This is a genomic window from uncultured Planktosalinus sp. (assembly GCF_963973675.1).
Taxonomy (GTDB): Bacteria; Bacteroidota; Bacteroidia; order Flavobacteriales; family Flavobacteriaceae; genus Planktosalinus.
Window position 1 is genome coordinate 1 of sequence record NZ_CAXBAN010000018.1, and the last position, 13,400, is coordinate 13,400.

General features: G+C 37.3%; 15 protein-coding genes, 1 tRNA gene and 1 pseudogene. 8 read left to right on the forward strand and 9 right to left on the reverse strand.

The window, feature by feature from the left end; translation table 11 throughout:
- Both AACY61_RS01455 and AACY61_RS01460 read left to right on the forward strand, forming a co-directional pair.
- Nucleotides 1-260: pseudogene (locus AACY61_RS01455) on the forward strand (DoxX family protein); the annotation flags it as partial.
- A gap of 1 nt (nt 261) precedes the next feature.
- Nucleotides 262-1,335 (forward strand): ABC transporter permease, encoded by a 1,074-nt coding sequence (locus AACY61_RS01460; RefSeq protein WP_339609487.1) that lies wholly within the window; start codon nt 262-264, stop codon nt 1,333-1,335.
- A 294-nt stretch (nt 1,336-1,629) separates the two neighbouring features.
- Here AACY61_RS01460 and AACY61_RS01465 read toward each other — a convergent pair.
- The 8 genes from AACY61_RS01465 to AACY61_RS01500 all read right to left on the reverse strand — a co-directional run bounded on the left by AACY61_RS01465 (nt 1,630) and on the right by AACY61_RS01500 (nt 7,500).
- Nucleotides 1,630-1,703, reverse strand: a tRNA-Arg gene (locus AACY61_RS01465).
- A 49-nt stretch (nt 1,704-1,752) separates the two neighbouring features.
- Nucleotides 1,753-2,028 carry an ATP-dependent Clp protease adaptor ClpS gene (locus AACY61_RS01470; RefSeq protein ID WP_339609514.1) on the reverse strand — a complete coding sequence of 92 codons (276 nt, stop codon included), beginning with the start codon at nt 2,026-2,028 and terminating at the stop codon, nt 1,753-1,755.
- A 23-nt stretch (nt 2,029-2,051) separates the two neighbouring features.
- Nucleotides 2,052-2,888 carry a 50S ribosomal protein L11 methyltransferase gene (gene prmA / locus AACY61_RS01475; RefSeq protein ID WP_339609489.1) on the reverse strand — a complete coding sequence of 279 codons (837 nt, stop codon included), beginning with the start codon at nt 2,886-2,888 and terminating at the stop codon, nt 2,052-2,054.
- A complete protein-coding gene (gene tpiA / locus AACY61_RS01480; RefSeq protein ID WP_339609491.1) occupies nt 2,889-3,641 on the reverse strand; it encodes a triose-phosphate isomerase in 753 nt (250 codons plus the stop codon).
- Nucleotides 3,642-3,915: 274 nt separating this feature from the next.
- Nucleotides 3,916-4,629, reverse strand: a complete 714-nt coding sequence (locus tag AACY61_RS01485; RefSeq protein WP_339609493.1) for a response regulator — start codon at nt 4,627-4,629, stop codon at nt 3,916-3,918.
- Nucleotides 4,583-6,241, reverse strand: coding sequence for a tetratricopeptide repeat protein (locus AACY61_RS01490; RefSeq protein ID WP_339609494.1), 1,659 nt, complete (start codon nt 6,239-6,241; stop codon nt 4,583-4,585). Before AACY61_RS01490 ends, AACY61_RS01485 begins: the two co-directional genes overlap by 47 nt.
- A 191-nt stretch (nt 6,242-6,432) precedes the next feature.
- On the reverse strand, nt 6,433-6,855 hold the full coding sequence (locus AACY61_RS01495) for a DUF1801 domain-containing protein (RefSeq protein ID WP_339609495.1): 423 nt from the start codon (nt 6,853-6,855) through the stop codon (nt 6,433-6,435).
- A 480-nt stretch (nt 6,856-7,335) separates the two neighbouring features.
- Nucleotides 7,336-7,500 (reverse strand): hypothetical protein, encoded by a 165-nt coding sequence (locus AACY61_RS01500; protein WP_339609497.1) that lies wholly within the window; start codon nt 7,498-7,500, stop codon nt 7,336-7,338.
- 270 nt (nt 7,501-7,770) lie between these two features.
- On the opposite strand from AACY61_RS01500, the gene AACY61_RS01505 reads away from it, so the two are divergent.
- Together AACY61_RS01505 and AACY61_RS01510 are read left to right on the forward strand one after the other, a co-directional pair.
- Complete coding sequence (locus AACY61_RS01505) at nt 7,771-8,235, forward strand: hypothetical protein (protein WP_339609499.1); 465 nt, start codon at nt 7,771-7,773, stop codon at nt 8,233-8,235.
- A 41-nt stretch (nt 8,236-8,276) separates the two neighbouring features.
- A complete protein-coding gene (locus AACY61_RS01510) occupies nt 8,277-8,513 on the forward strand; it encodes a hypothetical protein (RefSeq protein ID WP_339609501.1) in 237 nt (78 codons plus the stop codon).
- Between the two features lie 246 nt (nt 8,514-8,759).
- On the opposite strand, the gene AACY61_RS01515 is transcribed toward AACY61_RS01510, so the two are convergent.
- A complete protein-coding gene (locus tag AACY61_RS01515) occupies nt 8,760-9,851 on the reverse strand; it encodes a Fic/DOC family N-terminal domain-containing protein (protein ID WP_339609503.1) in 1,092 nt (363 codons plus the stop codon).
- Between the two features lie 359 nt (nt 9,852-10,210).
- Here AACY61_RS01515 and AACY61_RS01520 point away from each other — a divergent pair, with 359 nt between their 5' ends.
- From AACY61_RS01520 to AACY61_RS01535, 4 genes are all read left to right on the forward strand, one after another.
- Nucleotides 10,211-10,471 (forward strand): HTH domain-containing protein, encoded by a 261-nt coding sequence (locus AACY61_RS01520; RefSeq protein ID WP_339609505.1) that lies wholly within the window; start codon nt 10,211-10,213, stop codon nt 10,469-10,471.
- Nucleotides 10,472-10,557: 86 nt separating this feature from the next.
- Nucleotides 10,558-11,133 (forward strand): hypothetical protein, encoded by a 576-nt coding sequence (locus AACY61_RS01525; protein WP_339609508.1) that lies wholly within the window; start codon nt 10,558-10,560, stop codon nt 11,131-11,133.
- Nucleotides 11,133-12,362 (forward strand): DUF4407 domain-containing protein, encoded by a 1,230-nt coding sequence (locus AACY61_RS01530; protein WP_339609510.1) that lies wholly within the window; start codon nt 11,133-11,135, stop codon nt 12,360-12,362. The genes AACY61_RS01525 and AACY61_RS01530 overlap by 1 nt, the downstream gene beginning before the upstream one ends.
- A gap of 14 nt (nt 12,363-12,376) precedes the next feature.
- Nucleotides 12,377-13,336, forward strand: a complete 960-nt coding sequence (locus AACY61_RS01535; RefSeq protein WP_339609512.1) for a DUF4407 domain-containing protein — start codon at nt 12,377-12,379, stop codon at nt 13,334-13,336.
- Nucleotides 13,337-13,400 lie beyond the last annotated feature (64 nt).

Consider the following 13,400-nt stretch of genomic DNA (forward strand, 5'->3'; position numbering starts at 1 on the left):
AACAAGAAGGTTTTGAAAACATCAAAAAAATAACCGATGAAGCCCAAGACAAAGGCTATCAGGTTATAGGTCTTTCTGCTTCCATAGGTCAACCCATTGAACAACTAAAAAATGATCATCAACTCAATTTTGATTTTTACTTCTGTGATCAAACCGTTTTAAAAACCATTGTGAGAAGCAATCCCGGGATAATAGAACTTCAAAAGGGAACCATCAAACAAAAATTACACTGGAATGATGCCCTTGATTTAAAACTATAAAGTGGTAAAATATATCCTTTATAAAATTGGCTATGCCCTGCTCACTTTATGGGGTGTTATAACTGTAATATTCTTTCTATTTACCATACTCCCCGGAGACCCGGCCCGCATGATGCTGGGACAAAATGAAAGTCCTGAACAAATTGAAGTCGTTAAAAAAAAGTATGGTTTTGACCAACCCATTGGAATACAATATGTGTACTATTTAAATGATTTGTCACCTCTCTCTTTTCATAGCAATGAAGAAAGCGACTATACCTTTCTTGCAGAAGGAAAATACAGTGCTTCTCCCCTTTTTACATTGGGAAACACCACCACGGTTTTTAAAATTCCTTATTTCAGGGAATCTTTTCAAAAAAGTGGAAAAGAAGTAACCGCAGTAATAGGTGAAACCTTGCCAAACACAGCCATTTTAGCCGTTTCAGCCATAACGATTGCGCTTATCATTGGCATTTTTTTCGGAATCATTTCAGCATTAGTCAAAGACAGTTGGCTGGATAAAACCATTCAGATATTCAGTACCCTGGGCATGAGTGTTCCCTCCTTTTTCAGCGCCATACTTTTTGCATGGTTTTTTGGATATGTGCTGCATCAGTATACTAATCTTAATATGACAGGCAGCTTGTATGAAGTAGATGATTTTGGGGAAGGCAAATATTTACAGTTGAAAAACCTGATTTTACCGGCCGTTGTTTTGGGTATTCGTCCGTTAGCAGTAGTGATTCAGCTGATGCGCAACTCCATGCTGGAGGTTTTTAACCAAGACTATATCAGAACCGCGCGTGCCAAGGGGTTGAGCACCTATCAGGTGATTAGAAATCACGCTTTGAAAAACTCGTTAAACCCCGTAGTAACGGCTATATCAGGTTGGTTTGCTTCTATGCTTGCGGGAGCTGTTTTTGTAGAATATATTTTTGGGTGGAACGGTCTGGGAAAAGAAATTGTTGATGCGCTCAACACACTCGATTTACCCATCATTATGGGTGCTGTAATTGTGATTGCCACGATGTTTATTCTCATCAATATTTTAGTGGATATTATCTATGGGATATTGGATCCGAAGATAAGGGGGTGATTATGAAACATGAGTTGAATCAAGTTACCGAATTTAATTTCCCTTCCCTACTGAGAATTATAAATCTTAACTTAACAAACAACCTGTTTAGTTGATACCGTTTACCTCTCTATATTCAAGTTTCTATTTTGATTAGTTAATTACTAATTGACATTGGAATATTTTTTTTCTACGGGATTGAATATCTTAGGTAATTAACTGCGTTGATCCTGACAAAGCTCCGCTTTGAAAATAGCACAAACAAAAAAACGCTCAAGCGAGCTTGGCGTTTTTTCTTATTGTGCTATTTATTCGTGACCTCGACAGGATTCAAACCTGTAACCTTCTGAGCCGTAATCAGATGCGCTATTCAGTTGCGCCACGAGGCCTTTTTGCGGGTGCAAATATAAGTTTTATTTTAGTGTAAGCAAAGATAAATTATACTATTTCAGCACTCAATCCGGCTTCTAAAAGTATAGTGCAGCGGGGTTCCAGTTCTTCATAAGTGCCTGTCTTTACAGTACATTTGCCTTTGTAATGTACTAACCAAGCACATTGTTCTGCTTGTAGCGGAGAGTGATCACAGGCATAAATAAGGGTTTCAATTACATGGTCAAAGGTATTGACTTCATCATTGTATAAAATGATTTCATTGTTTTTAACCTCTTGGGTTAATAACTCCCCTATTTCCTTTATTTCCTCCTTAGTTCCCACCATACAAAAATATAAAAATATTTTTAGCTTTTAATAAATTTAGCCGCCACCCAGTTGTTGCGCTCCAGGTTTTCAACGAATTCTAAATTGTGAATATTGCATGCCTTTCTTAGTACGTTAAGATCCTGAGTATAAAAACCACTTAGATATAGTTCACCCTCAGAATTCAAACAGCCAGCATATGCTTCCATATCATTCAACAAAATATTTCGGTTAATGTTGGCAATGATGGTGTCATATTTTTTTCCTTTGAGCAATGAAGCATCACCTTCATAAACACTGATGTGTTTACAATTATTACGGGCAGCATTTTCCAGGGAATTGAGGTAACACCAATTGTCAATATCGATGGCGTCAATGGGCTTTGCCCCTTTCATTTCAGCCAAAATTGCCAAAACAGCGGTTCCGCATCCCATATCGAGTACTTTTTTACCGTTCCATTCATTGTTGAGGATGTGCTGTATCATCATATGGGTGGTCTCGTGATGTCCCGTCCCGAAAGACATTTTAGGTTCAATCACAATGTCAAATTCTACCTGTAATTTTGGATGAAAAGGAGCTCTTACAGAGCAGCAATCATCAACGAGTATAGGCTCAAAGTTCTTTTCCCATTCTTCATTCCAATTTACCTGAGCTATTTCTTTTTGTGTAAACTTAGTGGTGAATTTAGGATTTGAGAGGATATCCACGTCCTCCAGGAGGTTAGATTTCCAGTCTATTTTTTGGATATAAGCAGTCACACCTTCATCGGTTTCCACAAAGCTTTCAAAGCCGGCATAGCCCAATTGAGCAATGAGGATGTCACGACCTATATCAGTGGGCTGCACAGTAAAATCAAACTCGAGGTATGTAGTCTCCATTTAAATGGACTTAATAATTTCTACAAAAGAATCCACTTCCAATGAAGCACCCCCAACCAGTGCACCATCAATATCCGGTTGAACAAAAAGGGCTGATGCATTTTCAGGTTTTACGCTACCCCCATAAATTACAGACAGCTTTTCTGCTGTGTCACTTCCATAAGTTCCGGTTATGGTTTCCCTGATGTGTTGATGCATTTCCTGAGCTTGTTGAGGGCTGGCAGTTTCTCCGGTACCAATAGCCCATACGGGCTCATAAGCAATTACCAGATGTTGCCAATCATTTTTATTGAGATGAAACAAGGTGTTTTGCAATTGGCTTTTTACTACTTCAACTTGTGTGCCTGCTTTTCGGTCCTTGAGTTGTTCGCCTACGCAGAAAATGATGTTCAAATCATTCTTTAGAGCTGTCTGCACTTTTTTCTTCAACAATGCATCACTTTCGCCAAAATACTCACGGCGTTCACTATGTCCCAATATCACTCGCTGAATGCCAACACTTTTTAATTGAGTGGCCGAGACCTCTCCTGTAAACGCGCCTTGTTCTGCATAATGCAGGTTCTGAGCTATAATTTCCACAGGGTAGTTTCGGGTGGCTTCAAAAGCGTGCCAAAGGGCAATGTATGAAGGTGCAATCGCAATTTCTGCATTGGTATCGGGCAGTTTTTCTAATAAAAAAGTTATGAAATCATTGGCCTCTGCCAAGTCTTTATACATTTTCCAGTTGGCTGCTATTATTTTTCTACGTTTCATGGGGTGTACTATTTATTGAGCGCTCTACAAAGATAGTAATTGAATGTGAAATGGAGGAGTTTTCTTGTTTTAGGTTTTTTGCACAGTCAGCTTTAAGCGTGTAATTTTGTTTCACTCCTTCACCTTATTAAGGCCACCAAGTAAAAGCCCAAGTTTAGTTGCAAATAAGTCATAAAGTTTTACAAACCCTTTAATAAACTGTTTGAATTTTATACCCCCCACCTCTTATTTCACAGACCTTGCAGTCTAACTTCAAAACTAAACACTGGATGCTTTATATCAATCCCAAATCTTTAGCATTGGCCACAAGCTGAGTAGCGTTTTTAGCCAAAAAGCGTGTGCGAAGTTTTTGCAAGTGTTTTTCTATGGTACTTAGGCTGGAGGGTTTGATGTTGTGTTCCTTGAAGTAGGCTGAAATCTCATCTTGATTGAGACCGTTAGCCAATTGTTTGAGTAACTCCACATCATAGTCATTGATTTCCATAGTTGTTTTTGGCCTCAATGCACCGGCAAGTTGAGGAGAAACATAAGATTCACCTCTCGAGACAGCCTGCAGTGCTTTTTTAATTTCATCAAGCCCATTGCGGCCTTTGCACACATAGGCATTTACGTTGTGTTTTTTAATCAGTGTGCGCACTTTTTGAAATCTGTCTTCGATGGAATAGACAATTATACACAATTCAGGGTGTTCTTTTTTAAGCGTTTGTGCCAGATCTTCTCCGGAACGCAGGTGTTGCTCCCTGTGATCTGCCTTGAAAGAAAGGTCAGTGATGAGGAGGTCATAAGGATTGCCCTCTCTAATGGCTGCTTTGATTTTCAGGTAGGCATCGTCACAATAGTGAACGGACTCAATTTGATGCAGTCCTTCTGCTTTCAAGGTGTTCAACACTCCTGATGTGATACTGTTCAAGTCGTCGGCTATCAATACTTTTGAAAACATATTATAAGGTGAACCTTGTTTTAAATCCTTTGCCCGGTTCTGTTTCAAAAGTAATTGTTCCGTTTAAAACAAAAATGCGGTTTTCCACATTTTGAAGTCCGTTTTTTTTATGAAGTGTACTCCCTGCACCATTGTCGCGGTATTCCACGGTTATTTTTTTTTCATTTTGTTTAAAATTTATAATTACAAGTGTTGCTCCACTGTGTTTTTTCATATTGGTCAAGAGTTCCTGAAGAATTCTGTAAACTGCCCTTTTTTTGTTATTATTAATGACCTCCCAACGAATGGTTTGACTATTTCGGGTTATGACATTGCAGTTTTGATTGTTGTAAGCTAATAACAATTCGTTGAGGGTTTCTGCAAAGTTTTCATCGAGATCAATGAAGCTGTTTTCACGTGAAATATCACGGGTTTTAGTATATATTTCCTCGAGGTCGTCCAAAACATCTGAACTGAAGCTTTTCGGTTCCTGCAGTTTGGTCATGACCCGATAGACATCGTTGGCCACTTCGTCATGTACTTTTTTGGAAATGCGGGTTTCGGTGTTATAAATTTCAAGTTCTTTTGCTTTTTTGTAGCGCAACCTGAGGATATAGAACAAAAACAGCCCTATGATAAGAACTATAATTATTATAGCCTGGTAGCGTTGTTTTTGTGTGCGTTCCCTTTCTTGTTGTAGTTTAAAGGCCAGGGTTTGCTCCCGTTCTTTGGCTACATTGTATTTTAGTGATGCATAGGCATTTTGTTCTTTTAACCGCAAGTTATCCAGGCTGTCTGTGATGGCTTTATAGTTTTGAAAATCGGGGTTTACTCCCAATTCAATTTTCAATGCATAGGCATCTTTCAGAAATGTAAGGCTGTTGATTTGAAGCGCCAATTGAAATGCATTTTCAGCATAATTCAATGCTTGTTCTTTGTTTCCACCGGCATGAGCCACCATCGCGAGTCCGCGAAAGCTGGAATAGAGGCCTCTTTGATCATTGAATTGTTCCCGTAGCTTTTTAGCCTTTAGAAGTGAATCGATCGTTCCGGGAGTGCCTTCCATTGCTTTATTGTAAAACCGGTTGTGCAGTATTCGTGCATACTGAAGCGTTTCGAGTGGGTTCAGGCTTTTGGCATACGCTTCTGTGTAATAGGCCTGCGCCAGGTCCTCTTTGTTTTGGTCTCTATAGAGGTTACCCATATTGTTGAGCAAAATGATGCTGTCAATACGTTGCTGAGTGTATGAAAGAGATTTTTGATAGTAGTGAATGCTTTGATCGCTGTGTTTGAGTTGTCTGTAAATACGTCCCAGCTGGTTATAGGCCCTTCGATACTCTTCTTGAAGGTTGGGGTGAGCGGGTTGTGCATCCAGGAGGTTGATGATAGCAACGGCAGTTTCTTCACTTTCATACAACAGACCCAAATCAATTTCTATAATGGAAATGAGCTGAAGGTTGTATATCATTGCCGCAGTATCCTGACGTATTTGAGCTTCGGCGCGTTGGTTTTCAAAAAACACATAGGCTTTTAGCAGGTCATCGCTGTGATTGGGCTGAATGACTTTGTCATAATAGTACCGCAAACTGTCGTTTGACTCTGTTTGTGCATTTGCCCATGAGTGAATTACTAAGAGCACAAAAACAACTACTACAACCGGGTTGGTTAGCCTTGGTTTCATGCGTCTAAGTTAAAGAGATTTTTGGAACCGGGGTTTTGCCTCTATAGAACATTGGCCGTAAGATTGGACTTTTGAAGAAACTGTTGCATTGCTATTGAATTTACTTTGATTTACCGGAAATGGTTTTCGATTGTTCTTCCAGTTCTTTTCGTACTCTATTGGCAGTGAATGCTTTGTTTTTGGTAGGGTGTTTAGTTGTATTTTGTCTTGAGGTGCTTAATGGTGGTTGCTATCAATTTTTTAAGCACTTCCTGATCAATGTCTGCCAGTTTTTTGATGTAAATGCAGGCTTTTCCCATCTTGAAGGTGCCTAATTTCTCAAGCAGTTGCTCCTGCCCTGAGCATCCAGTGTAGACATAGAGAGAGATGGCAGATTTTCTGGGTGAAAACCCTACCAGGGGCCAATCACCTTCCTGACTACTTCTTTCTGATTTATAGTGATAGCTGCCAAAGCCGATGATGCTTGGCCCCCACATTTTTGGTTCAAAGCCGGTGCAGTCCTGCATAAGTTTGAGCAGTTCAAAACTGTCTTTTATTTTTTGTTCTGTATTGGCAAAGGTTCTGACAAATTCGTGAACGTCTGCATCTGTTTGTTTTGTTTTTAATTCAGCCATACTGGTCGCTTGTTTTTATGTTGAAATCTAGATTTTTTTACAGCCTTGTTAAAGCTGTTGTAAACTTCAAATGGCATGATCCCCATTTATTTGTGTTTCTGTTCTAAAGTACTACAATTTGTTAAACGAATGTGAGTGGCTGTTTATTTTTTTTCACACAGCACATATTAACTTGAGATTTGTAATTTTTTTTCAAAATGAGGAAACCCGATTGAAAAAAGTCCGTTTACAATAAAGTGCTGAGGAAAAAACAGGCTTTTTACTTGAAACAATCAGCCTTGGAATTCGGCATAGTTTAATAGTTCACCGTTTTTAGCCTTTGGCTGCAATGTTCTCCTATATGACTTTTTAAGCACTCGCAGATTCAGCAGATAGGCGCAGTTGTGGAGTTTGTTAAGCCCTTTAATAACTTATTATTTTCTTGTATTAAATACTGCTTTAAAAAAACCGCAAGCACGATGGTGCTTGCGGTTTTTAGAATTATCCTTTCCCATCACCCGGTGGTGGTGGTGGCGGTGGCGGTGGCATATAACCATCATCTCCACAACAACTTACCGGATTGAGGGGTTCCATACTTTGCGGAGTACACGAATAAACCCACATGAGCAGTGTAACCACACCTAAAATTAGTGCTATTTTTTTCATTACTTTTGATATTAAGATTTGACATTAAGGTGTTGACCGTCTGCTTAGAAGGCAGATGGTCTTGACCCGTTAAAAGAAGAAGGCGTCCCTTCTTTGGAGAAGTGCGGAGCTTTTGGGCAGCCCCGCCACCCCACTTCTCCGGAAGGGTTTTGGACAGCTGCTTTTTAAGCTCCATTTGAAATCACATCCCTTAACGTTGCGTTGTCGGAACCTTTAGGGATGTGATTGCAAGGCAAATAAAGGAAGGACTCCCGGGAAGCCCCGGAAAAAGTGTGGAAAGAAGCGGGAAAAGAATTTCCGGGAAATTTCCATGGATATTTTGTAGTTTTAGGTCACCAAACCAAGCGGATAATAATGCAACCCACCTTACTTCTCAAAGCTTTTGAAAAAGCCGAACGTGAAATACAATCTGCAAAGCCTACACACCTGGCACAGCATTTATCTGACTATATACAGGAACAAAGCGGCGAGGCCTATGGCGAAAAAAGTTTAAGAAATCACTGTAGCGCTGCCAAAAAGGGAAACCCCATAGACCTGAAGAAGTATGTGGCTGATGCGCTGAGTGTATATTTGGGTCACCCTACTTTTGAAGCGTTTGTAAAGGCCCAGCCCCCCTTACCTCAAAAAAGGCGGGGTTTGGTTTTCACTTATGCATGGCCGATCGCCGGCGTTTTGATTGCATTTGTAGCCATTTTTATATACTACCAAATCAAGGCACAACGCTGGATGGTTTAGCAGGAAGATCATTATGTGGAAGTAAAATTTGATGAAAATTATTGCTGGAAGGCCAACTGAAATTATACAATGAAGATCGGATAGCCCATTTTAAAAAAATAGAAGCCGACTGTGACACCCCTTACCGCACTGCAGACGGCAACGCCCTGGTTTGGTATGGTAAAAATAAAGAAGGCGCGTTGGAATACTTCACCTCCCACGGCCTCCATCCAGAAACCGGAAAAACCCTGAAGGAACTGACGCTCTATATGTTTGAAAAACATGCCTGTTCCCGGTAAAGTATTCTATTACCCCCCCTTTCACAACGAGTGAATTGAAAGAGCCGTCCATCCCGCTACTCTTTTCTCCAAAAATAAATACGGGACAGGCTTTAAGAGCAGCCCTATAAAGTTAGCTTACTGAGCAAAAATTATCCGTGCGTAAGCCTTGACTTCAAAACTCTCATCTCAATACAACTTGCAACATCGTGCTTCTAACTTCTCGACCCTCTTAAAAATTAAGTACTTAGTGTTGCACTTTTCGTTTTAATTATTTACAATACTTAATAGTCTTTTGAAGGCGTAAATGGCGGGTCTCCTGCCTGCTCCTTTTTGTATTATTCCAATAGTATTATTTTCAGATAAGGCACTTAATAACCTGGCTACACTCGATCTGGGAATACCTGAATGTTTTTCAAAATTTCTCGATGAGAATATAGGCTGTACAAATAAAGAGTCAAGGCATTGTAGAGCAAATTGTGAATGTGTTGTGTTTACTATCTCAAGTTTTACAGTTTCGTAGAGATTAATAATTTCCCGTGTCTTTTGAATATTTTTTTCTGCCTGTACGATGATGGCATTTAAAAAGAAACGAATCCAATTTGTCCAGCTACCGCTATCGGTTATATCTTTTAATGAATCATAATAATCAGAACGATTTCTTTCTAAAAAATCACTTAAATAAAATACAGGTTCTTGTATGATTCTTTTATGGTACAGAAATAAAGGAATTAAGATTCTGCCCATTCTGCCATTGCCGTCCAAAAAAGGGTGTATGATTTCAAATTGTGCGTGAACCACTGCCAATTGTACTAAAACATCTTTATCATCATAGTGCAAGTACTTTTCCCAATTGCTAAGGGCTTTCATCATATCAGGCACAGCAGGGGGCACAAATCTTGCATTCGCCATGGTTGAACCCGGTGAACCTATAAAGTTTTGGATACGTCTAAAGTTGCCAGGGTCTTTGGTATCGCCGCGCACTCCCTGCATAAGTGTGGCATGCATTTGTTTAATTATCTTTAACGATAAGGGCTGCTCGTTCATGGCAACTTTGCCTTGTTTTAAGGCAATTCTGTAATTGAGAACTTCCCAAATATCTCCTTTTAAATGGTCTTGGGTGTCTTCATCCACTTCAAATTCCAGTACATCCTCAAGGGTGGCTTGTGTGCCCTCTATTTTACTGGACAATACTGCCTCTTGTGTGCGTAAAGGGGCTAAGAGAACATCAGGATTAATAACCGATTGCAGAAGACCATCATATCTGGCAATAGATCTGTTTGCTTTACCCATAAGGTCAATTAATTGATCCCAGTCAATCGTTTCAATGGGCAATTCGTTGGGTTGATATGGTTTCATTTTGTGTCTCAACTATGGTTTATTACTTGCTTTGTGTCTCAAATATACAAAAATGTAAGATACAATTTATTTTATGTATTATGAATGCGTCACAAGATATGAAGTCACATTGCGTAAATCCGGTGGAATATAGTGTTCTGATTTAAAGACTATATCTTTCCACTTCCCTACTTTTTTCACCAAAATGAGGAATCCCGTAAAATTTATTTCTCTTATCCCTTTAGGTTTGTAATCACGTAGGTTTTAACTGCTATTCATTTGATAATTGCATTAAAATCTTATTAAACCAAAGAATTATTAAAAAAATCTTAAAATCAAGGGCTAACTGAAATCTGTTTGCAGTGTGAAATGTTAAACTTGTGAAACTGTATTTCAGTGCGCCTATGTTAAGGGGAATGAACATCAGGGTTGTTATACGCATACACGAAATGATTTCGATGGAAAGCACAGGGAAACCCAGTGACTTGGCCCATCTGTTAAATGTCTCTGAACGCACCGTGTATAACTACATTTCCTTTATGAAGGAAGAGCTTAAGGCACCAATCAACTACTCTGCTGTGAAGGAGAGTTATTATTATACTGAATATCCGGGATTGCGATTTGTATTTGAGAAAAATTAAAATACTTGCTCTATAGAAATTAAACAAGCTTTAAACTTCAAATAAAATGCAGCCAAAAGGATTTCATTTAATTATAAACTCATATAATGAAAAAAATAATTAAATCAAAAATTGAATTCATTTACCAAAAAGCAATCACACAATTAAGTTGTCTTCTGTTTTTTTTAAAAGCACTCTTCTACTCAAAAAAATTATCCCTCAATAGCTTTATTTATTCAAATTTTATAATCACAAATACCTTCGAATTAAATTGGAATGTTGAAGGTTGCTACAAAATTATAATTAAAGATATAGGGAGCTTTCCTGGTAATTCAGCTGGATTGAAATTATTGCTTAAATCTAATTGCAATAAACTCGATGTAACATTCTACGGAATTAAAAGTAGTATAAAAAAGGTTGTTGAAATTAATAAAGTTGATATTGATTTAGTTGACAAGTTCGTGCCTCAGACCAAATTACCAGAATTAAAAACATCTTCATTTTCAAAACATAAGATTAAAAACACTTTAAGTGAGCAAAAACTAGTAACAAACAGCTTGACGATTATTAGAAATTTAAATATTGAATCCAAGCTAAAGTTACTTAAAGTGTTACCTAGAAATATCATAGTAAAACTAGAACCTTTCAATATAAATAACTACCTAACTAAAAATTCAAAATAATGGAAAGAGATTTTTACGAAAGCCCAAAACCTTCTAAAATGATGCGCTTTTTTTGGAGAGCATCAGGGGGTGACAGATTCATTCTTGAAAGAGCCACCTATTCTGACCAAGTAAAATATATGTGCCTTGGTGGAATTATAGTTGCCACCGGATTAATGGCTGCTCTTGCAGGAGGCTATGCCTTTTTTACAATTTTTGAGCCAAGAGGTTCCTCACTGGAATCAGATTTTAATATGACCGTTACTCTACTTTCAATAGTATTTGGAATCTTTTGGGGGTTAATGATTTTTAATCTTGACCGGTTTATTGTATCAAGCACCGGCAAAGGAGATGGTACTGAAGCCATAACCTGGGAGGAATTTAAAGGAGCGATACCTAGGTTAATATTAGGGGCGATAATTGCAATTACAATTGCAAAACCAGTTGAAATAAGAATGTTTAAATCTGAAATTGATGCTGCTCTACACGAAGAGCAGTTGAAAGTAAGAAAAGATTATGAAAAGCGTACTAGAGCAAACTATGAAGACCGGTTAGCTTTGATTGATAATGAGCTTGCAAAATTTGAAGAGAATAGAACCGATTTAGTTGAAAGAATAAAAAAAGCAGAAATTGATTATACTGATCAATTGAATGGTAAAGTGCCTGGAACTATTCCAGGAAATGGCCCACTTGCTAAGGCTTTAAAAGATAATGTCGATAGACTTAACAATGAACTTAGTGCCTTAGATGAAACCAATAAAGAACGAATTACAGAATTAATAAATAATAAAAGAAAGCTCATTATTGAAATGGATGATGAGTTAGCTAAAAACAGACAAGTCGCTTCAGGCCTTGACGGGTTATTAGAAAGAATAAAACTGGCTCATGAAATAGCGGGCTTTTGGATTTCTCTATTCATAACTCTTTTGTTTTTAGCAATTGAACTAACACCAATATTTTTCAAATTAATGTTGATAAAATCACCTTATGATTTCTTAAAAGACAATGTTGAAGAACTTATGAAAGCTGAACAGGGAATTCATATCGAACGTAATTATCATAAGGATAAAAATGGACAAGAACGTGATAAGGTAACACATATAAAAGCTGAAAAGCTTTTAGTTGAACAGACTGCTTTACTCAAAGCTCAGGAGGAATTGACAGCATATGCAATTGCAAAGTATAAAGAAAAAATGAAGAAAAAAATCGATGAGAATCCTGATGATTTTATCAAAGGGCAAAACAACTAAATAAAATTTAGGAAATGTTTATTAATAGGTTTTTTTGGAAACTTTCGGGTGATGACTATAATATCATTAATAAATGCAGTAAGCCCACAAGAAATCGTTTTACTGCTATAGGTTGCTTGGTAGCTGTTATTTTTATATTGTGTTTTATAAGTAGCTATTTTGCTTTCACAAAATTATTTCAGAATAATTATATTGGTGTTACCGTTGGTTTATTTTTTGGGTGGATGATTACCAACATCTATTTGCTGTTGCTTTACACATTGTCAAAAACCTCTTATCCATTTGATGTTCATAAATCAGATAGACATTTCTCAATTATAATTCGGTTAGTTTTTATTGCATTCATAGCAGTGGTTGTTTCAAAACCAATCGAAAGCATTGTATTTTCAAATATTTTAAATGTCGAAATAGAGGATTTTAAAAAGGATAAACTAAATACATATACTCTATTAACAGAACAATTTTTTAATGAAGAAATAAGTAACCTGAATGACAATATTATTAAAGAGCGTGCTCTTGATAAATCCATAGATGTTAACCAAATTAAAGTTTATCAAAGCCTTATTCTTTCAAAAGAAAAGGAAAGAGATGCCTTAATCAATTCAATGAAAAAACTCGTTGATAAGTCCGACTATTATATCCAAGGAGTATCTATTTTGAACTCAAAATATCCTGTATGTTGGTCTATTACACTGGTTGTGGTATTAATATTTTTATATCCAGCAAATATTAAAGTCTTCATTAAGGATGATACTATATTTTATAAAACCAAATATTATATTGAAAACAAGCTTGTGAAATATGAGTATGAATTATTCAAGGAAAAATACAACCAAATACTAAGAAATAAATTTGATAAAGACTTTCATTTTTCCGAATCATATACTAATCCTCCCTTTAATACAATAAGAAAGAAAGACGATAGAAAGGTTTTAAAGGAGAGTGATTTACTAGATAGCATTTACAATGCCTAAGTTTGAAACCATAGTAAAACACCATGAAAGAAGGACTTACATTAAAGGTAAGTTTAAGGGGAAA